At 73.3% G+C, this 22,588-nt stretch carries 17 protein-coding genes; 2 read left to right on the top strand and 15 right to left on the bottom strand.

Annotation, left to right across the window (positions count from 1 at the left end; genetic code table 11):
* Positions 1-56: 56 nt before the first annotated feature.
* The 6 genes from MRBLMI1_RS07920 to MRBLMI1_RS07895 form a co-directional block, all read right to left on the bottom strand.
* Positions 57-2,081, bottom strand: a complete 2,025-nt coding sequence (locus tag MRBLMI1_RS07920; protein WP_367729266.1) for a hypothetical protein — start codon at positions 2,079-2,081, stop codon at positions 57-59.
* Positions 2,082-2,204: 123 nt separating this feature from the next.
* Positions 2,205-3,272 carry a glycosidase gene (locus MRBLMI1_RS07915; RefSeq protein ID WP_367729265.1) on the bottom strand — a complete coding sequence of 356 codons (1,068 nt, stop codon included), beginning with the start codon at positions 3,270-3,272 and terminating at the stop codon, positions 2,205-2,207.
* A 2-nt stretch (positions 3,273-3,274) separates the two neighbouring features.
* Positions 3,275-4,102 (bottom strand): carbohydrate ABC transporter permease, encoded by an 828-nt coding sequence (locus tag MRBLMI1_RS07910; RefSeq protein WP_367729263.1) that lies wholly within the window; start codon positions 4,100-4,102, stop codon positions 3,275-3,277.
* Complete coding sequence (locus tag MRBLMI1_RS07905) at positions 4,099-5,079, bottom strand: carbohydrate ABC transporter permease (protein ID WP_367729261.1); 981 nt, start codon at positions 5,077-5,079, stop codon at positions 4,099-4,101. The genes MRBLMI1_RS07910 and MRBLMI1_RS07905 overlap by 4 nt, the downstream gene beginning before the upstream one ends.
* A gap of 1 nt (position 5,080) precedes the next feature.
* Positions 5,081-6,364, bottom strand: coding sequence for an extracellular solute-binding protein (locus MRBLMI1_RS07900; RefSeq protein WP_367729259.1), 1,284 nt, complete (start codon positions 6,362-6,364; stop codon positions 5,081-5,083).
* A gap of 41 nt (positions 6,365-6,405) precedes the next feature.
* Positions 6,406-7,485 (bottom strand): LacI family DNA-binding transcriptional regulator, encoded by a 1,080-nt coding sequence (locus MRBLMI1_RS07895; protein ID WP_367729257.1) that lies wholly within the window; start codon positions 7,483-7,485, stop codon positions 6,406-6,408.
* A 273-nt stretch (positions 7,486-7,758) separates the two neighbouring features.
* Here MRBLMI1_RS07895 and MRBLMI1_RS07890 point away from each other — a divergent pair, with 273 nt between their 5' ends.
* The gene (locus MRBLMI1_RS07890) at positions 7,759-9,186 is read left to right on the top strand and encodes a dihydrolipoyl dehydrogenase family protein (protein ID WP_367729255.1); all 1,428 of its coding nucleotides are present in this window, start codon (positions 7,759-7,761) and stop codon (positions 9,184-9,186) included.
* Between the two features lie 584 nt (positions 9,187-9,770).
* Here the strand turns inward: MRBLMI1_RS07890 and purH are convergent.
* From purH to MRBLMI1_RS07845, 9 genes are all read right to left on the bottom strand, one after another.
* Positions 9,771-11,381 carry a bifunctional phosphoribosylaminoimidazolecarboxamide formyltransferase/IMP cyclohydrolase gene (gene purH, locus MRBLMI1_RS07885; RefSeq protein ID WP_367729253.1) on the bottom strand — a complete coding sequence of 537 codons (1,611 nt, stop codon included), beginning with the start codon at positions 11,379-11,381 and terminating at the stop codon, positions 9,771-9,773.
* Between the two features lie 63 nt (positions 11,382-11,444).
* Entirely contained in the window at positions 11,445-12,050 is a 606-nt protein-coding gene (purN, locus tag MRBLMI1_RS07880; protein WP_367729251.1) for a phosphoribosylglycinamide formyltransferase, read from the bottom strand.
* A 98-nt stretch (positions 12,051-12,148) separates the two neighbouring features.
* Positions 12,149-13,687 carry a DUF6350 family protein gene (locus MRBLMI1_RS07875; protein ID WP_367729250.1) on the bottom strand — a complete coding sequence of 513 codons (1,539 nt, stop codon included), beginning with the start codon at positions 13,685-13,687 and terminating at the stop codon, positions 12,149-12,151.
* 175 nt (positions 13,688-13,862) lie between these two features.
* Positions 13,863-14,555 (bottom strand): sirohydrochlorin chelatase, encoded by a 693-nt coding sequence (locus MRBLMI1_RS07870; protein ID WP_367729248.1) that lies wholly within the window; start codon positions 14,553-14,555, stop codon positions 13,863-13,865.
* The gene (locus MRBLMI1_RS07865) at positions 14,552-15,691 is read right to left on the bottom strand and encodes a uroporphyrinogen-III synthase (RefSeq protein WP_367729246.1); all 1,140 of its coding nucleotides are present in this window, start codon (positions 15,689-15,691) and stop codon (positions 14,552-14,554) included. Before MRBLMI1_RS07865 ends, MRBLMI1_RS07870 begins: the two co-directional genes overlap by 4 nt.
* Positions 15,688-16,920: a uroporphyrinogen-III C-methyltransferase gene (gene cobA, locus MRBLMI1_RS07860; protein WP_367729244.1), complete on the bottom strand. Its 1,233-nt coding sequence runs from the start codon at positions 16,918-16,920 to the stop codon at positions 15,688-15,690. Before cobA ends, MRBLMI1_RS07865 begins: the two co-directional genes overlap by 4 nt.
* Complete coding sequence (gene nirD, locus MRBLMI1_RS07855) at positions 16,917-17,351, bottom strand: nitrite reductase small subunit NirD (protein WP_367729242.1); 435 nt, start codon at positions 17,349-17,351, stop codon at positions 16,917-16,919. Before nirD ends, cobA begins: the two co-directional genes overlap by 4 nt.
* Complete coding sequence (gene nirB / locus MRBLMI1_RS07850; protein ID WP_367729240.1) at positions 17,348-19,918, bottom strand: nitrite reductase large subunit NirB; 2,571 nt, start codon at positions 19,916-19,918, stop codon at positions 17,348-17,350. Before nirB ends, nirD begins: the two co-directional genes overlap by 4 nt.
* Positions 19,919-20,474: 556 nt before the next feature.
* Positions 20,475-20,912, bottom strand: a complete 438-nt coding sequence (locus tag MRBLMI1_RS07845) for a nitroreductase family deazaflavin-dependent oxidoreductase (RefSeq protein WP_367729238.1) — start codon at positions 20,910-20,912, stop codon at positions 20,475-20,477.
* 67 nt (positions 20,913-20,979) lie between these two features.
* Between MRBLMI1_RS07845 and MRBLMI1_RS07840 the strand changes: the two genes are divergently transcribed.
* The gene (locus tag MRBLMI1_RS07840; protein WP_367729236.1) at positions 20,980-22,437 is read left to right on the top strand and encodes an NCS2 family permease; all 1,458 of its coding nucleotides are present in this window, start codon (positions 20,980-20,982) and stop codon (positions 22,435-22,437) included.
* Positions 22,438-22,588: the final 151 nt, after the last annotated feature.

Below are 22,588 nucleotides of genomic sequence, written 5' to 3'. Positions count from 1 at the left end.
GGCGGGGGAACAGGAGGGGAGGGATGCCGCGGCCCCCTCCCCTCCGACGAGCCCGCTCAGTCCGCGGCGATCGCCAGCCCGCCCGCCGGCACGACGACCGACGTGATTCCCTGCGCCGCCGCCGTCCGAACGAGTGCGCCGGATGCGTCGTACACCCGCACGGTCGTGGGGCGCCCGTCCGTTCCGACGTCCGTGCGCTGCGCGGCGAGGGCGCTCGAGTGCACCAGCTCGGTGCGGGCCGTGTCGCCGCCGAGCACGAGACGCGAGATCCACGGGCGCACGATGATCCCGTCCAGGACGAGCTCGCCGCGCTGCGCGGTCACCGAGACCTCGCGGCGGTCGGCCGAGACCGGGGCCGTGAGACCGTACGGCAGGAGCGCGCCCGGCGTCGGCGAGATGCCCTGCTCCGGGCCGGTGACCCGCAGCAGACCCGCGGACCGCCAGGCGGAGGTCGTGCTCTGCCCCGGCGCGATCCACACCACCGGCTCGATCCACCGTCGCGACTCCGCCGTGCCGATGTCCCACGTCGCGCTCTGCCGCGGCGACAGCGTCAGACGATCGCCCGACCAGCTCGCCTCGCCCGTCCACGACGACTCCGGCGTCGAGACGGTGCCGTCCGTACGGGTCGCGTCCTCCGCCTCGACGTACGAGAGCCCGACGCGGTCCTCGACGTCCGTCAGCTGCGTCGCGCGCGCGGCCACGTCCGGGTGCGCGTCGAGCGCGAGGGCGGTGAGCAGACCGTGGATCGTCGACTCGGCGCCGCTGTTGCGGTTGATGCTGCCGTCGGCCTGCAGGCCGTCGAACGTCACACCGGTGGCCGGGTCGTACATCGGCTCGCCCGCACGGTTGGCGCCGAAGAACCAGGCGGCCTGGATGCCGGCGAGCTCGGCGAACGCTGTCGACCCGGTGACGTCGGCGAGCGCCAGCAGCGACTGCACGCGGGAGTCGGCCCCGTAGGCGATCTGCACGCGGTCGGTCGGGCTCGGGAACCAGCCGTTGTCCGGTCCGCCGGCCGTCAGCAGCGTCGTGGTGAAGCTCGTCGCGTCCGTGACCGCCGGGGCGAGCAAGGCGTCGTCGCCGAACAGGTCGCCGGCCGCGGCGAGCGCGGCGGGCATCTGCGAGCCCCACGAGTGCCAGGCCGCGGGCGACTGCGCCCAGGGCAGCACCGCCCCGTAGGGCCACTGGCGGGTGTCGCCGGATGCCATCGCCGCCACGCCCTCGGCCAGCCGGCGGGCCGCGGTGGCCGAGTCCTCGTCGCCGGCGCGAACGGCCGCCGTCAGCCCGAGGACCGCCTCGGCCGTGGCATCCGCCCCGTCCACGATGAGCCACGCGGGGACGCGCATGCCGTCGGCCGTCGTGAACTGCCCGTACTTCGACAGCACATCGCGCTCGATCGCGCCGCGCGACAGCGCGAGCCGCTCCTTCAGGAAGGCGGCGAAGGCGGGGTCGTCGTCGGCGAAGGCGGCGTAGCCCTCGCCGAGCGCCCAGACGGTGCGGGCGAGCCAGTAGCTCGGGCCCGAGTCGGACGGGTCCGGCAGCTCGACGGGCTCGGCGGACGCGTTGAGCTCGCCGTCGGGCTGCATCCAGAGGACGACGTTCCCGGCGTCCGGGCCCTCGGTCGTCTGGTGGTAGGCGACGGTCCGCAGCAGCTCGTACGCCTTCTGGCGGCTGTCGGTGTCGCCGGTCTGCTGCCAGTGGCGCACGTAGACGACGGCGGCCCGGGTGTTGTCATCGGCGTTGTAGGCGCCCTGGCCCCACTCACCGGTGACCGGGTCGAGCGGGCCGCCGCCGACGCGCTGGAAGGTGCCGCCGTCGCGTGCGTCCGCGTACGTCCACGGCGCGAGCAGCGTCGGCTCCTGCTCCAGGCGGTAGGTCGTGTGGCCCGGGACGTCGGCCGGCGGGGTGGCCTCGTCGAGGAGGAAGTCGAGGTGGTCGAGGGTCGTCAACGGCCCGGCGGCCGTCTGCGCCGGCCGGGTCGCGAGGGCGGCCGAGGCGGCAGCCGGGGCGGCGACCGACAGGGGCATCGCGAGGGCGACCGCGCCGACGACGGCGAGGCCGCGCGCACTCCATCGTGCGTTCATGGGGGATCCTTTCGCAGGGGGTCAGTACACAACGCGGGGGCCGGGTTCGTCCAGAGGGGAAACCCGACTCCCCCGCGTCGGTCCGCGCCGCACCGGTCATCGTCGGCCGGCGGGGCGGACGTCTCAGTCGGTGCGCTCGAGCAGGGCGACGCCGATCTTGGAGTCCGCCATCCCGTAGAAGACGAAGTGGCGTCCTTCGATCTCCTCGATGGCGGTGGGGAACACGACGTTCGGCACGATGCCGCTGCGCTCGTCGTCGGTCTCGGGGGCCAGGAGCGGCTCGGGCGTCCGCGCGATCACGCGGCTCGGGTCCGTGGCATCCAGGATCAACGCTCCCGCCGCGTAGTTGACCTTCTGCTGCTGCGAGAACGCGCTGTCGATCACGCCGGTCACGCCGTGGTGCAGCACGAGCCACCCCTCGGGGATGCGCAGCGGCGGCGGACCGCCCCCGATCTTGACCTCCTCGAACGGGAACTGCGGCCCCGCAACGAAACGGTGCTGCTCCCAGAGGACGAGGTTCGCGAGGTCCTCCCGGACGGATGCCACCGGCACGTAGCTGATCCAGATCGACTGCCGCTCGTCCTCGATGCCCGCCGGCACCCGGACGCCCTGCCCGGGCTTCGTCTCGCCGACGTCCCACATCGGACGGTGGAGGACCGCGAAGGCCTCGGTCCCGTCGGGGGCGGTCACCGGCTCGGGGAAGAAGACCGTGTCCTTGTTGTGGAACAGGTTGAGGTCCATGTCGAGGTCCTCCTGGTACCGGAAGAGCACCGGGCCCAGGCGCCGCCACTCGCGGAGGTCCTCCGACACGGCGAGCGCCGTGCGCGGGCCGAGGGGACCGTACGCGACGTACGTCATCACGTGCAGTCCGAGCGCGGCGATCCACGTCGTGCGCGGGTCCTCGGTGCCGGCGTTGCCGACCCCGCGCTCCCACCCCCGGTCCGGGGCGAGCACGACGCCCTCCCGTTCGACGCCGACGGGGATGCCGTCCTCGACGACGACGCGGGCCAGGCCGACACGAGAGACGTTGCCCTCCGCGACCAGGCGCGGCAGCAGGTAGAGCTGACCGTCGGGGCCACGGCCGGACGCGGGGTTGAGCACGCCCTCCGCCTCGTCGGGGTCGCCGGGCTGAGGGGTCATCACCACCCCGACGCGCGTGAGGCGGTAGGGGACGGGGGATTCGGGGGTCATTGTCATCCTTTCACTCCGGATCCGAGGTCGTTCGAGGTGAAGTAGCGCTGGAAGATCAGGAACAGCGCCACCGCGGGGGCGGCCAGTACGACGGCGCCGGCCATCATCGCTCCGAACGGGTTGGTCGTCGACGCGGCGATGGTGGAGATGAAGTTGGCGAGCGAGACCGCGAGGGGCTGCATCGACGCCTCCTTCGTGATGAGGAACGGCCAGAGGAACTCGTTCCACGGACCGATGAACGTCAGCAGCACCGCCGTCAGCAGCGCCGGCCGCACGAGGGGAAGGGCGACGCTCCACAGGAGGCGGAACTCCCCCGCCCCGTCGATGCGGGCGGCGTCGAACAGCTCCTTGGGCAGCTGCAGGAAGTACTGCCGGAAGATCACCACCGCCGTGGAGTTGATGAAGAACGGCAGGATCATCCCGAGGTAGCTGTCACTCAGCCCGTAGTCCCGGGCGATGAGCACGTAGAGCGGGATCATCAGCAGCTGGAACGGCACGACCTGCACGAGCAGGACGAGCGCGAAGGTGGCCGACCGGCCGCGCCACCGGAGCACCGCGAGCGCGTAGCCGGCGAGGACGCCGAACACGATCGTGCCGAGGATCACGCCGCCGGTGAAGATGCCCGAGTTCGCCAGCCCCTGCAGCAGGTCGATGCGGCCGTCGATCGCCGTGTAGTTCGCGGTCGTGAGGTTGGACGGGTGCGGGAACGCCCCCGAGATCGACGGGTCCGGGCTGGTCTGCAGCGACCCGACGACCATGTAGTAGAAGGGGAACAGGAACGCCAGGGCCCCGACGCTGAGGACGGCGTAGGTCGCGATCTTGCTCTTCACGACTCCTCCCTTCCCACGAACCGGCGCTGCAGCAGCGCGATGACGAGCACGAAGACGATCAGCACCACGCCGATGGCCGCGGCCACGTCGGGGTTCTGCTGCTCGATGCCCTTCTGGTAGATCAGCAGCACGGGCGAGGTGGAGGCGCCGTTGGGCCCCCCGCCGTTCGTGAGCAGATAGGGCTCGGTGAAGAGGTTGGCGCCGGTGATGGTCGCCAGCAGCACCACGAGGAACGTCGCGGGACGCACCCCCGGCACGGTGACGGCGAAGAACTGGCGGATGCGGCCGCCGCCGTCCACCGCGACGGACTCGTACAGCTCGCGCTGCACGTTCTGCAGGGCCGCGAGGTAGAGCAGGATGTAGAACCCCAGCCCCTTCCACGTGACGAAGAGGGCGATCGTCGGCATCGCCAGCGACGAGTTGACCAGCCACGACGGGTCGGGCGCCAGCGGGCCGAGCGCGTTGTTGACCAGACCCGTGTTCGAGAACAGGAAGAGCCAGACCGCGACCACCGCCACCGACGCGGTCACGTACGGCACGTAGAACGCCACGCGGAAGAACGTCCGTGCGCGCACCACGCGGTCCAGCGCCGTGGCCAGCAGGATCGACAGCACCACGGTGAGCGGCACGTTGATGAGCAGGAAGATGCCGACGTTGCCGAACGACCGCCAGACGGCGGGGTCGCTCAGCGCGGTCACGTAGTTGTCGAGGCCCACGAACGGGCGGTCGACCTGGGCACCCGGCGCGGTGAAGAAGTAGTCGTGGAACGACATCCACACCGCGAACACCACCGGGTACGCGAAGACGATCCCGACGAACACCAGGTAGGGGGCCGAGAACAGGATGCCGAGAGGCTGGGCCCCGAACGGGCGGCGCCGCCGGCGTCGGTCCGTGTCGGCCTCCGCACCCGGGGCGCGGTCCGGCCGCCCGGGGTTTCCCCCGGTGCGACCGGCCGTGCCTGCGACGCTGGCCGACATGTCAGCTCCCCGCCAGCTGGTCGATCTGGGTCTTGGCATCCGACAGGAAGGTCGACACGTCGCCCTCGCCGAAGATGACCGCCTGCGAATAGGCGTCGCGGAAGGCCTGCCAGATCTCGACCGAGTTCTGCACGTTGGGCACCTCGACGGTGCGCGCGGCCTGGTCGCCGAACTGCTCGTAGGCGGGGTTCTCGGCGAAGTACTCCGCGTAGGTGTCGGTGAGGTCCTGCCGCAGCGGCATCTGCCCGGTCTCGTCGAGCCAGATCCCGTCCTGCTCCTCGCTCGTGGCGAACTTCAGGACGTCCCACGCGGTCGCCTTGTTCTCGCACGCGGTGAAGAGGCCGACGTTCTTCGCGTCGCTGAAGGTCCACGTCTCGTCGGCCGGGGTGCCCTGCTCCGTCGGCACGGGCACGGCGCCCCAGTTGACGCTGTCGCCGTAGACCGAGACGGCCCACGGGCCGACGATGGCCATCGCGGCCTGCCCGTCGGCGAACGCGTCGCCCTGGTACTGCTCGTTGCCGGCCAGCTGCTCGCTGTAGATCGTGCGCCAGAAGTCGGCCACGGCCTCGCCGTTCTCGTCGTCGAAGGTGGCCTGGCCGTCCTCGACGAGCTGCGTGCCGCCGGTCTGCGCCGCGTACAGCGGGTAGAAGTCGAACCAGGACTGGAAGAACTCGCTCGTCGGGGCCGGATTGATGGCGTAGGGCGAGACGCCGGCGCTCGTGAGCGTGCGCGCCGTCTGCAGGAACTCGTCGTACGTCGACAGCGCGGGGTTCTCGGGGTCGAGTCCGGCCTGTGCGAAGAGGTCCTTGTTGTAGAAGATCATGACCGGGTTGCTCTTCCACGGCAGCTGATAGAAGCCGCCGTCGTCGGAGCGGTACTGGTCGGCGAGATCGCCGCTGCGCTCGGTGATGTAGTCCTCGCCGTCGGGGAAGTCCGACAGATTCACGAGGCCGCCCTGGCGCTGGAAGCCCGGGACGGCGGCGGGCGAGGTGTTGAAGATGAGGCACGGGGCGTTGCCGGCGGTGATGGCCGCGCCGATCACCTCCTCGCTCGAGGAGCCGGCGGGGATCTCCTGCGCGGTGATCTGCTCGTCCGGGTGGTCGGCGTTCCACGCCTCGACCATCTGCTCTCCCCAGGCGATCTCCGCGTCGTTGTTGGAGTACCAGATGGTGATGTCGCCGCGGGAGTCCATGCCTCCCCCGGCTCCGCCGCCGCCTCCGCTGCATGCGGAGAGGGCGAGGATGCCGGTGGCGGCTGCTGCTGTGGCGAGAATGCGTCGTCGCATGTCTTCCTCCTTGGTGGGTGCGGGGCGAGACCCGCGGTACGTCAGGTCGAGGGCGCCTCGTCGGGCGCGGAGGCCCGCCGCGGGCGCGCGGGGCTGTGGCCGTCGCGCGGAGCGCCGGTGGAGGCGCGCACGATGAGACCGGGGTCGGGCAGCATCAGCTGCTCGGGCTCGGCGCCGCCGATCGCGGCGAGCAGCGCCCGGGCCGCGGCAGCGCCCCAGCCGCGGGCGTCGGTGGAGACGCTGGTCAGGGCCGGGTACAGGTGCCGGCCGAGCTCGACGTCGTCGAAGCCGGTGATCGACAGGTCGCCCGGCACGTCCAGGCCGCGGCGCTGGGCGACCCCGAGACCGGCGATGGCCATGTTGTCGTTGGAGTAGACGATGGCGGTCGGTGCGTCCGCGGCATCCAGGAGCCCGTTCGTGGCGCGGGCGCCGTCGGCGGCGCTGAAGTCGGTATGCACGACACGGGCGCGGATGCCACGGGCCGCAGCGGCGTGGGTAAAGGCGGCCGTGCGGTGCCGTCCGTGCAGCATGTCGGTGGGTCCGGCGACGTGGGCGATGTCGTGATGCCCGAGATCGGCCAGGTGGTCGACCGCCAGGCGGATGCCGGCACCGTCGTCGACGGACACGGAGGTGAAGGGGCTGGTGACGTCGGGCACGCCGAGGGTGACGGCGGCGGTGCCGAGGCTCGCGACGAGGTCGATCCGCGGGTCGTCGGCGCGCAGGTCGGACAGGATCACGCCGTCGACCCGGCGGTCCGCGACCAGGCCGCGGTAGGTCTCGGCCTCCTGCCGGCCGGGGGTGGCGGCGGCGAGCACGAGCACCTGTCCCGAGACGGAGAACTCGTCCTCGACGCCCGCGATGAACGTGGGGAAGAACGGGTCGGCGGCGATGACGTCGGGGCTGCGGCCGATGACGAGGCCGCAGGCGAACGCGCGGCCGACACTCAGCGAGCGCGCGCGGAGGCTGGGGCTCCAGCCCATCTCCGCCGCGACGGAGAGGATGCGTTCGCGGGTGTCGGCGGCGACGCCGGCGCGGCCGTTGAGGGCGAAGGACACCAGACCCTTGCTCACGCCGGCGCGGCGGGCGACGTCGGCGATGGTCGGTCGCGTCTCATTCGTCATCGGTCACTCCGTCGTGTCGATTCCGGCCCTAAACCGGTTCAGTTGCTTCAGACTAAACCGGTTCAGGCGTCGCGTCAACGGCCCGTTTCGCACGGCCCCGTCGTCCTCCGGAGTGCGTGGGGCGGGTTCTCCGAACGGGGCGGATGACACGCGCCCCGACCGCCGGAACGCGCCCCGAACGGGGCGACGGGATCGGGGACCGCATGCCGCGACACGCAAGCCCCGAGGCGCAACCCCCGGCGCGCGCGGATCGCCATCGGTACCGTGGCCGACATGAGCGAACGCGAATACGACCTCATCGTCATCGGCGCCGGCCCCGTCGGCGAGAACGTCGCCGACCGCGCCGTGCAGGCGGGACTGACCGCCGTCATCGTCGAGTCCGAGCTCGTCGGCGGCGAGTGCTCGTACTGGGCATGCATGCCGTCGAAGGCGCTCCTGCGCAGCGGCGCGGCCCTGCGCGCGGCGCGCGACGTCGACGGTGCGAAGCAGGCGGTCACCGGCGACCTCGACGTCGCCGCCGTCCTCCGCCGCCGCGACACGATGACCAGCGACTACAACGACTCCGGACAGGTCGAGTGGCTGCAGGGCGCCGGCATCGACCTCGTCCGCGGACACGGGCGCCTCACCGGCGAGAAGACCGTGCAGGTCACCGCCGAGGACGGGACCACCACCGACCTCGTCGCGCGCCACGCCGTGGCCGTCTGCACGGGATCGGCGGCGCTGCTTCCCGGCATCCCGGGCCTGTCCGACATCGAGCCGTGGACGAGCCGGGAGGCCACGGCCGTCCAGCAGGTCCCCCGCTCGGTCGCGATCCTCGGCGGCGGAGTCGTCGGCGCCGAGATGGCGACCGCGTTCCAGACCCTCGGCTCCGAGGTGACGATCATCGCCCGCTCCGGCCTCCTCGGCGGGAACGAGCCGTTCGCCGGCGAGCTCGTCGCGGCGTCGTTGCGCGACCGCGGTGTCACGGTGAAGACCGGGGTGGATGCCACCGGTGCCCGCCGCGGAGACGACGGCGCCAAGGTGCTCGAGCTCTCCGACGGGTCCACCGTCACGGCCGACGAGGTCCTCGTCGCGACGGGCCGCACCCCGCGGACCGAGGACCTCGGCCTCGACGCCGTCGGCCTCGCCGCCGGCGAGTGGCTCGACGTGGACGACACGCTGCGCGTCCACGGCTTCGACTGGCTGTACGCCGTTGGCGACGTCAACCACCGCGCACTGCTGACGCACCAGGGCAAGTACCAGGCCCGTGCCGCCGGCGACGTCATCGCCGCCCGCGCGCAGGGCGGCGAGGTGGACGACGCCCCGTGGGGCGCGCACGTCGCGACCGCCGACCACGACGCGGTGCCGCAGGTGACGTTCACCGACCCGGAGGTGGCGTCCGTCGGCCTCACCGCCGCGAAGGCCGAGGAGAAGGGCCTGAACGTGAAGGTCCTCGACTACGACCTGGCGAGCGTCGCGGGATCGAGCGAGCAGTCCGACGCGTACGTCGGCCAGGCGCGCGCGATCGTCGACCTCGACCGCGGCGTGCTCGTCGGCGCGACCTTCGTCGGGCCCGACATCGCCGAGCTGCTGCACTCCGCCACGATCGCGATCGTCGGTGAGGTCCCGGTGAAGCGGCTGTGGCACGCGGTGCCGTCGTACCCGACGGTCAGCGAGGTGTGGCTGCGGCTGCTGGAGACGCTGGGTCGCGACTCCGCCTGACCGCGGGCGCTGCCCCGCTGTTCTCTCCCGCGTCACGGCAGTGGCCCCGCGGCCACTTACGGCGCCCCGGGGCCACTTCCGGCGCCCCGAGGCGGCACACAACCGCGCCGGGGCACCGGCCGAGCGTCAAATGGCCGAACGCCGAGTGGTCCCGGGGCCACTTACGGCGCCCCGGGGGCACTTCGGGCGCCCCGAGGCCGCACACAACCGCGCCGGCGCACCGAGCAGTCGAGCGCCGAGCGCTGAGTGGCAGAACCTGAGTGGCCCAGCGCCGAGTGGCCCCAGCGCCGAGTGGCACAGCGCCGAATGGCCGCACGCCTCGTGGCACAGCGCCGAGTGGCCCCGGGGTTACTTACGGCGCCCCGGGGCCACTTCCGGCGCCCCAAGGCCGCACACAACCGCGCCGGCGCAAACCGAGCAGTCGAGCGCCGAGCGCGAACACGAGTGGCACCAAGTGGCCCCAGCGCCGAGTGGCACAGCGCCTCGTGGCACAGCGCCGAGTGGCCCCGGGGCCACTTACGGCGCCCCGGGGCCACTTCGGGCGCCCCACCCCGCCGCCGGCCGGACAAACGGCGACCCGCGGCTCAGTGGAAGAAGTGGCGCTCCCCCGTGAAGAACATCGTCACGCCGGCCGCGCGCGCGGCGTCGACGACCTCCGCGTCGCGGACCGAGCCGCCGGGCTGGATGATCGCGGAGATGCCCGCGTCGATCAGCACCTGGGGCCCGTCGGCGAAGGGGAAGAAGGCGTCGGATGCCGCGATCGACCCGGCCGCCCGGTCCCCGGCACGCTCCACCGCGAGGCGGCACGAGTCGACGCGGTTGACCTGCCCCATGCCGATGCCGACGGTCGCCGAGCCTTTGGCGAGCACGATCGCGTTCGACTTGACCGCGCGGCACGCCTTCCAGGCAAAGATGAGGTTCGTCATGTCCTCCGGCGCGGGACGCTCGCCCGAGACGAGCTCCCAGTCCTTCGCGACGGACTCGATGTCGGCGGGGAACCGGTCGGCATCCTGGAGGAGGAGACCGCCCGACAGCAGCCGCACGTCCATCCGCTCCTGCTGCCAGTCGGCGGGAAGGCGCAGCACGCGCAGGTTCTTCTTCAGCGCGAACACCTCGAGGGCCTCGGGCTCGAAGTCGGGCGCGACGATGACCTCGGTGAAGATGTCGCGGAGGTTCTCGGCCATCTTCAGCGTGACGGTGCGGTTGGCGGCGATGACGCCGCCGAACGCCGACACCGGGTCGCACTCGTGCGCGCGCAGGTGGGCCGACGCGATCGGGTCGAGCGCGTTCGGCGCCGCGACGGCGATGCCGCACGGGTTGGCGTGCTTGATGATGGCGACGGCCGGCTTGACCATGTCGAACGCGGCGCGCAGGGCGGCGTCGGCGTCGACGTAGTTGTTGTACGACATCTCCTTGCCCTGCAGCTGGGTCGCCTGGGCGATGCCGTGACCGCCGACGCGGGAGTAGATGGCCGCGCGCTGGTGCGAGTTCTCGCCGTAGCGCAGCGTGTTCAGGCGCTCGGCCTGGATGGTGAGGTGCGCGGGCAGGTCGATGTCGTCGCCGAGCGTCCCCTCCGCGAACCACGTGGACACGGCCGTGTCGTACGCGGCGGTGTGCGAGAAGGCGCGGGCGGCGAGCTCGCGGCGCTGCACGAGCGAGGTCCCGCCGTCGGTGCGCAGGGCCTCGATGATCGCGGGGTACGACTCGGGCGAGACGACGATCGCGACGTTCGCGTGGTTCTTCGCCGAGGCGCGCACCATGGCGGGGCCGCCGATGTCGATCTGCTCGACGACGTCGTCGCCCTGGGCACCGGATGCCACGGTCTCGACGAACGGGTACAGGTTGACCACCACGAGCTCGAAGGCCCGGATGCCGAGCTCCTCGAGCTGCGCTTCGTGCGAGGCGAGCCGCAGATCGGCGAGCAGGCCCGCGTGCACGTTCGGGTGCAGCGTCTTCACGCGACCGTCGAGCGACTCGGGGAAACCGGTGACGGCGGAGACGTCGGTGACCTCGTATCCGGCCTCGCGCAGAAGAGTGGCCGAGCCGCCGGTCGACACGATCTCGACGCCGGCGCCGGCGAGCGCCTCGGCGAGCACGAGCAGGTCGGTCTTGTCGCTGACCGACACCAGCGCGCGGCGGATCGGGACGACGTCACGGGGACGGTAGTCGGCGGGGTCGTGGCGGGGTCCGGCCATGCTGCGGCTCCTGTGTCTCGTGTCGGGTTCTCGGGGCGCGACGGACGGATGCCGTCCCGCGGGTCAGACGGTTCGGGGGGCGGATGCCTCGGCGGCGAGGTCGAGGTCGCCCTCGGCGATCCGCCGGACGACGTCGATGAGCAGACGGCGCTCGACGGGCTTGATGCGCTCGTGCAGCGCGTCCTCGTCGTCGCCGGGGAGGACGGGGATCCGCTCCTGCGCGAGGATCGGCCCGGTGTCCACGCCGCTGTCGACGACGATGACGCTCGCCCCGGTCTGCGTGACGCCGGCCGCGAGTGCGTCGCGCACGCCGTGCGCGCCGGGGAACTCGGGCAGGTACGCCGGGTGCGTGTTGATGATGCGCGGCTCCCACTGCGCGACGAGGTCGGCGGGGAGCAGACGCATGAGGCCGCTCAGCACGACGAGGTCGGGCTGCCACACGGCGAGCTGCTCGCCGAGCTCCGCCCCCCACTCGTCACGCGAGGCGAACGACGAGTACGGGACGAGGAAGGTGGGGATGCCGAACTCCTCCGCGTGCGCGAAGCCGGCGGCCTCGCGATCGGCACCGACCGCGATCACGCGCGCCGGGAAGTCGGGGGCGGAGGCCGCCTCGAGCAGGGCGCGGAGGTTCGAGCCGGTGCCGGAGATGAGGACGGCGACCGTGAGCACGCCGACAGTCTACGGGGATGCCTCCGCCCGCACCGGACCACCGCGGAGACGGCGGGCGGACACCGCGACGGCGAGACGGGCCGCGGCCGCCCGCCGGGTCAGCGGTCGCGCGGCTCGTCGCCGGAGCGGCCCCACTCCGGGGAGGCCCAGGCGTCGCGGATGCGCGCCCGCACCTCGTCGTCGCTGAGGTCGGCGGTGTCCGCGGCCGGCCCCGCGTCCGCGCGGGGCACCGGCGCCGTGGGCCAGGCGTGGTCGACGTCGGACCCGATGCCGCTCGAACCCGGTGACGGCGCCGGGTCGGCGGCATCCCGCGTCCTGTCGTCGCCGGGCCGGGCGGGGACGACGGGGTGCTCGCCGGTGTGCGGGTCGAAGAGGGAGCGCGGGATCACGGGGGTGCGGGTCGCGGCGGGGCGGGCCGGCGCGATCTCCGCGACGGGCGCGCCGACGCGCGGCGACAGCAGCAGGATGGCGAGGCCGACGAACACCTCGAGACCCAGCGTGAGGGCGAGGGGACCGGGTTCGGGACCGGTGTCGGCGAGACGACCGGGGCCCATGGACCCGCGCGCGAGGACCGCGAGCAGCGCCCCCGCCCCGCCGGTCAGCGCGGCCACGGCGACCGCGACGGTGAGCCGCGGGCCGACGGGCTCGGGGTCGCGTGTCGCGGGCAGGTGCGCTCGCAGGATCCACCCGGTGAGCGCGCCCACGCCCACGGGCAGCAGCACGAGCAGCAGCAGCCAGGGCGTGGTCGTCTCGGGGACGGCGCCGAGGACCGGGATGCCGGGGAGCACGCCGACCTGCGTCCCCGCCGGGGTGACCGCGGTGTCGGTGCCCACCGCGAACCCCGGACCGGCCGCGAAGGACAGGCCCCACACGACGAGCGTGGGGAGGTAGGTCAGCTGCGCCAGCGCGATCACGGTGGCGCCGACGGCGTCGACGTTCATCGCCTGGAAGAGCGCGATGATCTGCGTGCTCCCGGCGACGAGCCCCACGACGACGATGAGCGCCCCCACCGAGACGACGCCGAGCACGCTCACGCCGAGCCCCCGCGCGATCAGCGCGGGCACACGCCCCCACGGTTCCGGCAGGTCGTCGAGGCGGACGCGGAGGGCGTCGATCGGGCCCTCGTCGCCGACCCGCCACGACCCGACGATCGCCCCGAGCAGCGCGGGCACGGCGAAGAGGAGGGCGGGGAACAGGATCGCCTGCCAGGTCTCGGATGCCACGAGCGGCGCCCCCGACGACACGGCGATGAGCGCGGCCAGACCGGCGAACACCGCGGAACCCGAGAGCCAGCCGGTGACGGCGGCGCCCGCCTCGGCCGCGCGGACGCCGGAGCGGGCCGCGAACAGGCCCGTGAAGACGGCGAAGGCGAGGGGTGCGAGCGACAGGGTGAAGGTCGCGAGCGCCGGGTCGATGCCGGTCGCGGCCAGGTACGCGTCGGGCAGGGTGACCGTGATCGGCACCAGGTGCCCGAGGTGCCAGACGGCGGCGGCGGCGGGCCAGAGCGCCGTCCAGTCGGGGTCGCCCAGACCGACGACCCACAGGAGGGCGAGCGGTGCGAGGACGACGGCGATGCCGCCGGCGGCCGCCAGGGCGGCGTCGAAGGCGGCGAGGAGGGCGACGATGAGACGGTGCATGGGCGAGAGCGACCCTACCCGCGGCGCGTGTGCGGCCCGTCCAGGCGCGGCGGGCGGGCCCGGCTTCGCCGCTCGTCGCGGGGCCGGAGCCCGCGGGGCACGGAGGGGAGCGCGCCCGGGCGCGGACGGTCCCGGCGCGACGGTGCGGGATGCGGCGTCCCGCGTCCGCCCGGCCTCAGCGAACGGCGGCGACCGGTCGTCGCGCGGCCGCCCACCGCTCCCACACCACGGTCGCCAGCCGCGGGTCGGCCCCGATGGGAGCGGTCGTCGCGTCCGCGCCGGCCGCCTCGATCACGCGCGAGAAATGGCCGGGGGCGAGCACGTAGCTGGCGGCGACGGTGCGGTGCCCGGCGGCGCGGGCCGTCTCCACGGCCGCGGCGATGCGGGGATCGGATGCCGCCGCGTAGGCCGCGATCACCGGCCCCTCGACCCCGGCGGACCCGAGCAGGTCGGCCATCCGCTCGACGTCCACGACGGCGCCGGGACGCGTCGATCCCGCCGCCGCGAGGACGACGGCGTCGCCCGGCTCGGTCCCGACGGCCCGGACGCGGTCGGCGAGGATCTCGGCCAGCACGGGATGCGGTCCGAGCGCCGGGGCGACGGGGATGCCGTCGGCCGCCTCCACCAGGTCGACCTCGGTGTGGTAGCCGGTCGAGAGCAGCAGCGGCACGATGACGATGTCGTCGGTGCGCTCCCGCGCCGCCGCGACGACGTCGGTCACGTACGGCCCGTGCACGTCGACGTAGGCCTCGTGCACCTCGACGCCCGCGGGGGCGGTGTCGCGGAGCACCTCGAGCAGCGCGCGGACGACGACGCGCCCCTCCTCGAACCGCGTCCCGTGGGCGCAGGCGATGAGCACAGCGGTCATGAGTCCTCCTCGTCGATCACATCGAGCCGGTAGCCGCGCTTGTACACGGTGCGCACGAGGTCGAGCCCGCCGAGGGCCTCCCGCGTGCGGGCGACGGCGACCTCGACCGCGTGCCCGCTCGCCCCGGCGTTCGAGAGCGCGGCGATGAGGTCCGTGCGCGAGACCACCGTCCCGGGTTCGCGCGCGAGCGCGCGCAGGATCTCCACGCCCGTCCGCGGCAGCGGCGTGAAGGCGCCGTCCAGGACGATGCCGGACGACCGGATGCCGAGACGTCCCGCGGTCGTGAGGATGAGCGGCGCGTCGACGCCGCCGTAATGCGTCACCACGGCCCGTACGAGCGCCCCGAGGCGTCCGCGGTCGGGCACGAGCGGGTCGATCCCCGCCTCCACGAGCGGACCCGCCGTGATCGGTCCGACAGCGGCCACGAGCAGCCGACCGTCCGCCGCCCGCGCGGCGATGCCGGGCAGCGCGTCGGCGCGCTCCGCGGCGAGGATCCACTCCCGCGCGGCGGGGGCGGAGGTGAACAGCACGGCGTCGATCTCGCCGCGGGCGACCTGACGCGTGGATGCCGCGACGATCTCGGGGTCGGGCGGCGGCCCCCAGCGGTAGATGGTGAGGCTCGTGACGCGCGCGCCGGCGTCGGCGAACGCCTCGTCGAGGCCGTCGGCGCCGGAGCCGTGGTGCTGCACGGCGACGTGCAGCCCCTCGATGCCCTCGGCCACGAGGAAGTCGCGCAGCTCCGCCGAGGTCTCGCTCTCGGCGACCCAGTCGGCCTCGAACCCGGCCTGCTGAATCGCCCCGCGGGCCTTGGGGCCGCGCGCCACGATCCGCGCCCCGCGCATCACCGCGCCGAGGTCGTCGTGCAGCCCCGCCTCGTCGGCGGTCTCCATCCATCCGCGGAAACCGACGCCCGTGGTCGCGACGACGATGTCGGGCGGGTCGTCCACGAGGGCCCGCGTGTGCGCGATGAGCTCGTCGTCGTCGACGTGCGGGACGATCGTCAGCGCAGGCGCCACGCGGACGCGGGCGCCGTGACGCTCGAGCGCGGCCGACAGCTCCCCCGACCGGCGATCGACGGGGAGCAGCACGGTGCACCCGAGGAGCACCGTGCTGATCGTCCGCGCGGGCGTCGTCACCCCACGCCCTCGCCCTGGGCGACGACCGCGGGCAGCAGCAGCTCGGCGCGGGCGACCTCGCCGAACACCAGGACGGCGGGGTTGCGGAGGCCGTGAGCCGCGGCATCCGGGACCGCCCGCTCCATCGTGGAACGGATGGTGCGCTGCTGCGGCGTGTGCCCGTTCTCGATGAAGGCGACGGGCCGACCCGCCGGCGCACCCGCCGCCCGCGCCGCGTCGACGAAGCGGGCCAGGCCGCTCACGCCCATCAGGGCCACCACCGTGGCCGTGTCGTCCCGCAAGGCCGCGAGCGTCGCGGGGCTCGGGCTCTCCTGACCGTTCACAACGTGCAGAGTACCGGCGACACCGCGATGCGTGACCGGGATGCCGGCGCTCTCGGGCACCGCGATGGCGCTGCTGATCCCGGGGACGACCTCGACCGGCACACCGGCCGCCCGGCAGGCGATGACCTCCTCGCCGCCGCGGCCGTAGACGAAGGGGTCGCCGCCCTTCAGGCGCACGACGCGGAGGCCGCGAGACGCGCGGTCGACGAGGATCGCGTTGATCTCGTCCTGCGGGACCGGGTGGTGGTGGGGGCGCTTGCCCACGTCGACGAGCTCCACGTCGTCGCCGAGCTCCGCCAGGACGCCGGTAGGACCGAGGCGGTCGTGCACGACCACGTCGGCCGCGGCGAGGAGCGCGCGACCGCGGACGGTCAGCAGGTCCACCGGGCCGGGGCCGCCGCCGACGAGGGCGACGCTCCCGACGAGCGGGCGGCGACGACGACGCAGCGGCAGCCGTCCGGCCGCCAGACCGTCGGCGATGGCGTCGCGGACGGCGACGCTCCGGCGCGGGTCCGCCCCCGCGGTGGAGACGACGCCGACCAGCACGTCGTCGCTCGTCGTCTCGGCCGCGAGCCGCGCGGTGCCCTTGCCGCCGTGACCGGCGTTCACGCACCACACCCGGCGCGCCTCGGCCGCGTCGACGACGAGGGCGTCCACCGTGGCCGATCCCGTGGCCGTGTGGCAGAACCAGGCGTCGTCCAGATCGGAGGCGTCGAACGGGCGCGCCGCCCAGTCGATCGTCCCGGCGGCGGCGAGCGCCGCGAGCCCGTCGGTCACCTCCGGGGCGACGACGCGGATGCGCGCCCCGGAGGCCCGCAGCCGGGCGATGCGCCGCTCGGCGACGCGTCCGCCGCCCACGCACACGACGAGGCGGTCGGTGAGGTCCAGTCCGGCCAGAGCGATCATCGGGCGTCTCCTTCGATCTTGACGAACACGTCGCCGTCGGTCACGGCCACCGGGTGCGTGCGCACCGCGAGCGGCTCCTTGCCCTGCGTGTCGAGGCAGGCGCCGGTGCGCAGGTCGAACACCTGCTTGTACATGGGCGAGGCGACCGTGGGCACACCGTCGCGGTCGCCGACGATGCCGCGCGAGAGTACTGCCGCGCCGCTGAACGGGTCGACCTGGTCGGTGGCGAACAGGCGCCCGTCGTAGGTGCGGAACAGCGCGATCTGGCGGCCTCCGATGAGGGCGGCGGCCCCGCGCTCGACGAGGAGGTCGTCGACGCGGCAGACACGGACCCACGCGGATGCCACGGGGGACGCCGACCGGGAGGGGGCGGCATCCGGGATCCCGCCCTCCTGCGGCAGGGCGGAGGGGGTGGCGTCGGTCATCGTCATGAGCGCACCGCCAGGGTCGTGCCGCCGATGAGGACGGCGCCGGAGGAGCGCTCCTCCGCCGTCGCGGGACGGGGCTGCCCGCGCTCGGCGACATAGGCGAGGGAGGGGTCGGCGACGTCGGGGGCGTTGACGAAGCTCTCGAAGCGTCGGAGCTTGTCGGGGTCGGCGAGGGTGGCCGCCCACTCGTCCTCGTAGGCGTCGACGTGCGAGGCCATCGCGCGGTCGAGGTCCTCCGCGATGCCGAGGCTGTCGTCGAAGACCACGGCCTTGAGCGCCTCGAGGCCGCCCTCGTAGTCCTGCGCCCAGGGCGCGGTGCGCTGCAGCCGGTCGGCGGTCCGGATGTAGAACATGAGGAACCGGTCGATGGCCCGCAGGAGGCCCTCGTCGTCCAGGCCCTCCGCGAACAGCTCCGCGTGACGCGGCGTGAAGCCGCCGTTGCCGCCGACGTAGAGGTTCCAGCCGGCCTCGGTCGCGATCACGCCGATGTCCTTGCCGCGGGCCTCCGCGCACTCGCGCGCGCAGCCCGAGACGCCGAACTTGAGCTTGTGCGGGGAGCGCAGGCCGCGGTACCGCAGCTCGAGCTGCACGGCCATGCCGACGGAGTCCTGCACGCCGTAACGGCACCACGTCTGCCCGACGCACGACTTCACGGTGCGCAGCGACTTGCCGTACGCGTGCCCGGACTCGAAGCCGGCGTCGACGAGCCGGCGCCAGATGTCCGGCAGCTGCTCGAGCCGCGCGCCGAACATGTCGATGCGCTGGCCGCCGGTGATCTTCGTGTAGAGCCCGAAGTCCCGCGCCACCTCGCCGATGACGACGAGCCCCTCGGGCGTGATCTCCCCGCCCGGGATGCGCGGCACGACGCTGTAGCTGCCGTCGCGCTGGATGTTGGCCATGACGTGGTCGTTCGTGTCCTGCATCGTCGCGAGCTCGCCGTCGAGGACGTGCCCCGAGTAGAGGCTGGCGAGGATGCTGGCGAGCGCGGGCTTGCAGATGTCGCAGCCGCGGCCCTTGCCGAACCGCTGCACGATCGACGTGAACGTGCGCAGCTCCGAGACCCGGACCATGTCGAACAGCTGCGCGCGGGTGAAGGAGAAGTGCTCGCACAGCCCCGAGGAGACCTCCCGACCGGATGCCGCCAGCTCGGTGGCGACGAGCTTCTTCACGAGCGTGAAGCACGAGCCGCAGGCCGCACCGGCCTTGGTGCACGCCTTCACCTCGGCGGCGTCCGCGCACTGGTGCTCGGTGACGGCGTCGCGGACGGTGCCGGCGGTGACGCCGTTGCAGGAGCAGACGATGGCGTCCGCCGGGAGCTCCCCCTGGGCGGCGGGCGCCAGATCGGCCGGCAGGAGGTAGGCGGCCGGGTCGCCGCCGAGCGCGCGCCCGACGAGCGGTCGGAGCGCTCCGTACGCCGACGCGTCGCCGACGAGGATGCCGCCGAGCAGCGTCTGCGCGTCGTCGCTGAGCACGAGCTTCTTGTAGACGCCGGACACCGGGTCGGCGTACGTGACGTCGAGGGCGTTCGGCGTCTCGGCGAACGCGTCGCCGAAGCTCGCCACCTCGACACCCGACAGCTTGAGCTTCGCGGACGTGTCGAAGCCGTCGAACGCGGCCTCTCCGCCGAGGAGGCGGGTCGCGGCGATCTCGGCCATGGCGTAGCCGGGGGCGACGAGACCGACGCACTGGCCGTCGTAGCTGGCGACCTCGCCGATGGCCAGGACGGCCGGGTCGGACGTCTCGCAGCCGGCGTCGATGACGACACCGCCGCGGGGGTCGACGCGCAGCTCCGCGGCGCGGGCGAGCTCGTCGCGCGGCCGCACGCCGACGGTGAAGACGACGACGTCGACCGGCTCCCAGCTCCCGTCGCGCAGCTCGAGCCCGCACACGGCGCCGGTCTTGTCGGCATCCACCCGGGTCGTCACCGACGAGGTGCGCACGTCGATGCCGCGCTCCTCGATGAGCCGCTGCAGTGCCTTGGCCCCGCCGAGGTCGAGCTGCGCCGACATGAGGCGCTCGTTCGACTGCAGCACGAACGGCGCGACGCCCTCGGCCTGCAGCGCCCCGGCCGCCTCCAGTCCCAGCAGACCGCCACCGACGACGGCGCCGCGCAGGGGGCGTCCGAGCTCCGCCGAACGACGCGCGACCCAGTCGCGGAGGGCGATGACGTCGTCGAGCGTGCGGTAGACGAAGCACCCCCGGCTGTCGAAGCCGTCGAGGGCGAGCCGGGCGGCGTACGAGCCGGTCGCGAGGACCAGCCGATCGTACGCGTGCACGTCGCCGGAGGCGGTGGTGACGGTCCGGTTCGCGCGGTCGATCGACACGACGCGGGCGTCGGTCTCGACGCGCACCCGCTCGTGGGCGAGCGAGGCCGGGTCGAGCGCGAGGTCGTCGGCGCTCCGGCCGCCGAAGTAGCCGGTCAGTCCGACGCGGTCGTAGGGGGCGCGGCGCTCGTCGCCGAGCACCGTGACGCGCCAGCGACCGTCGACGTCGCGGGCGAGGAGGCTCTCCACGAAGCGGTGGGCCACCATGCCGGCGCCGACGACGACGACCGACGCTGGCGGGAGCATGTCGCCACCGTAGGAGGCGGACTTTGCGCTGTCGTCAGCAGCGTGTTTCGTTCCGGTTGCGGAGTTCGAGCGGGCCATGCCCCGACGCTAGGCAGACGACGTTTCTCCGGCCCGCTCCCCCGCGTTACCCCTCGCGAACGTTTCCCTCACCGGGGGCGCGCGGTGGTGTGAGTTTTGCCGGCGAGATGCCGCCGGTGTGGCCCCGGGGCGACATACGGCGCCCCGGGGCCACCTCGGTGCACGCCGCACCGCCACTGCGCGCGCGTCACCCGGGCCACGTCGCCTGCGCAGGTTCACGAAAGTGGCCCCGGGGCCACACACGGCGCCCCGGGGCCACCTCGGCGCACACCGCACCGCCACGGCGCGCGCGTCACCAGGGCCACGTCGCCTGCGCAGGTTCACGAAAGTGGCCCCGGGGCCACACACGGCGCCCCGGGGCCACCTCGGCGCACGCCGCACCGCCACGGCGCGCGCGTCACCAGGGCAACGCCACCTGCGCGGGTTCACGAAAGTGGCCCCGGGGCCACACACGGCGCCCCGGGGCCACTTCGGCGCGTCAGGAGACGGGCTCGAGGACGAACAGCTCGATGCGACGGTCGGTCTTGCGCTGGTACTCGGCGTAGTCGGGCCACGCCGCGACGGCGCGCTCCCACCACTCCTCGCGCTCGGCGCCCTCGGCCTGGTGGGCGTCGTACTCGCGCTTGTCGTCGCCGTCCTGCAGCGCGACGCGCGGGTTCTTCACGAGGTTGAAGTACCAGGCCGGGTGTTCGGGGGCTCCTCCCTTGGATGCCACCACGGCATAGCGACCGTCGTGCTCGACGCGCATGAGCGCCGTCTTGCGCAGGCCGCCGGTTTTGGCTCCGACGGTGGTGAGGACGATGATGGGCTTGCCTCGCAGTTCGGCGGCCTCCTGGCCACCCGAGGCCTCGAAGGCCTCGGCCTGCGAGCGGGCCCATTCGCTGGTGCTGGGCAAATACTCTCCTGAGAGCGGCATATCCCCACGATACGACCGCGCGCCTCGACTCGGCCCGTCCTTTCCCTTCCCCCCTTCTGGAGCCATCATGAGCACCCCTGCTCCCGAGCGCCCGGCCGCCCCCGCGGCCGAGCCGAAGAACGCCCTCGACCGGTTCTTCGAGATCACCGCACGCGGTTCCAGCGTCGGTGCCGAGGTGCGCGGCGGAGTCGTCACCTTCGTGACGATGGCCTACATCGTCATCCTGAACCCGATCATCCTGTCGGGCACCCCCGACGTCGAGGGCAACGTCCTCGGCTTCGGCCAGGTCGCCGCCACCACCGCGCTGACCGCCGGCGTGATGACCATGCTGTTCGGCCTCGTCACCCGCCTGCCCTTCGCCTTCGCGGCCGGGCTCGGCATCAACTCGTTCCTCGCGGTCGGCATCGTCGGCGGCGTCACGTGGCCCGAGGCCATGGGTCTCGTCGTCATCAACGGGCTCATCATCGTGCTGCTGGCCGTCACGGGTCTGCGCCGCATGATCTTCGAGGCGGTGCCGCTGGCGCTGAAGACCGCGATCACCGTCGGCATCGGCCTGTTCATCGCGTTCATCGGCTTCGTCGACAGCGGACTGGTGACCTCGACCGGACTCGCCTCTCCCCCGGTCGGCCTCGGTGTCCAGGGCTCGATCGCGACGGTGCCGACGGCGTTGTTCGTCCTGACGCTCGTCATCACCGCGGTTCTGCTCGCCCGCAGGGTCAAGGCCGCCCTGCTCATCGGCCTGCTGAGCGGCACCGTCATCGCCGTGATCGTCGAGGCGGTCGCGAACCTCGACGCCCGCGCCGACGGCAACCCCGGCGGCTGGAGTCTGAGCGTCCCCGAGCTGCCGTCGCAGTGGATCAGCCTCCCCGACCTCTCGCTCGTCGGCCAGGTCGACCTGGCCGGCTCGTTCGGCCGCATCGGCGTGCTCGCAGCGCTCATGCTCGTCTTCACCCTGGTGTTCACGAACTTCTTCGACGCGATGGGCACCATGACGGGCCTCTCTCGCGAGGCCGGGCTCGCCGCCCCCGACGGCACGTTCCCGCGCCTGCGCTCGGCGCTGGTGATCGAGGGCATCGGCGCGGTCGCCGGCGGGGCGACCTCGTCGTCGTCCAACACGGTGTTCATCGAGTCGGGCTCGGGCATCGGGGAGGGCGCCCGCACCGGACTGGCGAACGTCGTCACGGGCGCCCTGTTCCTGCTGGCGATGTTCTTCACCCCGCTGACGAGCATCGTCCCGACCGAGATCGCCGCCGCCGCCCTGGTCATCGTCGGTGCGCTGATGATGGCGCAGATCCGCCACGTCGACCTCAGCGACGTGTCGGTGCTCATCCCGGTGTTCCTCACGGTCACGGTCATGCCGCTGACGTACTCGATCGCCAACGGCATCGGCGCCGGCTTCGTCAGCTGGGTGCTGATCCAGGCGCTGTCCGGTCGCGCCCGGCGGGTCAGCCCGCTGCTGTGGATCGTCGCCGCCGGATTCGTGGTGTTCTTCGTCCGCGGCCCGGTCGAGGCGCTCCTGTCCTGAGCCCGGTGCTCTTCCGGGGCCGGGATGCCATGGCATCCCGGCCCCGTCTTCGTCCCGCCCCCACCGGCGGCCCTCCGCGCCGACTGCACACGATCCCGTCGAGAGCACCCGCTCGCGGCCGCGACAACGTGTGCTCTCGGCGCGATCACGT

This window comes from Microbacterium sp. LMI1-1-1.1, from assembly GCF_040815675.1.
Classification (GTDB): domain Bacteria; phylum Actinomycetota; class Actinomycetes; order Actinomycetales; family Microbacteriaceae; genus Microbacterium.
The sequence above is the reverse complement of the archived record's forward strand: the minus strand, read 5'-3'. Positions and strand labels throughout refer to the sequence as shown.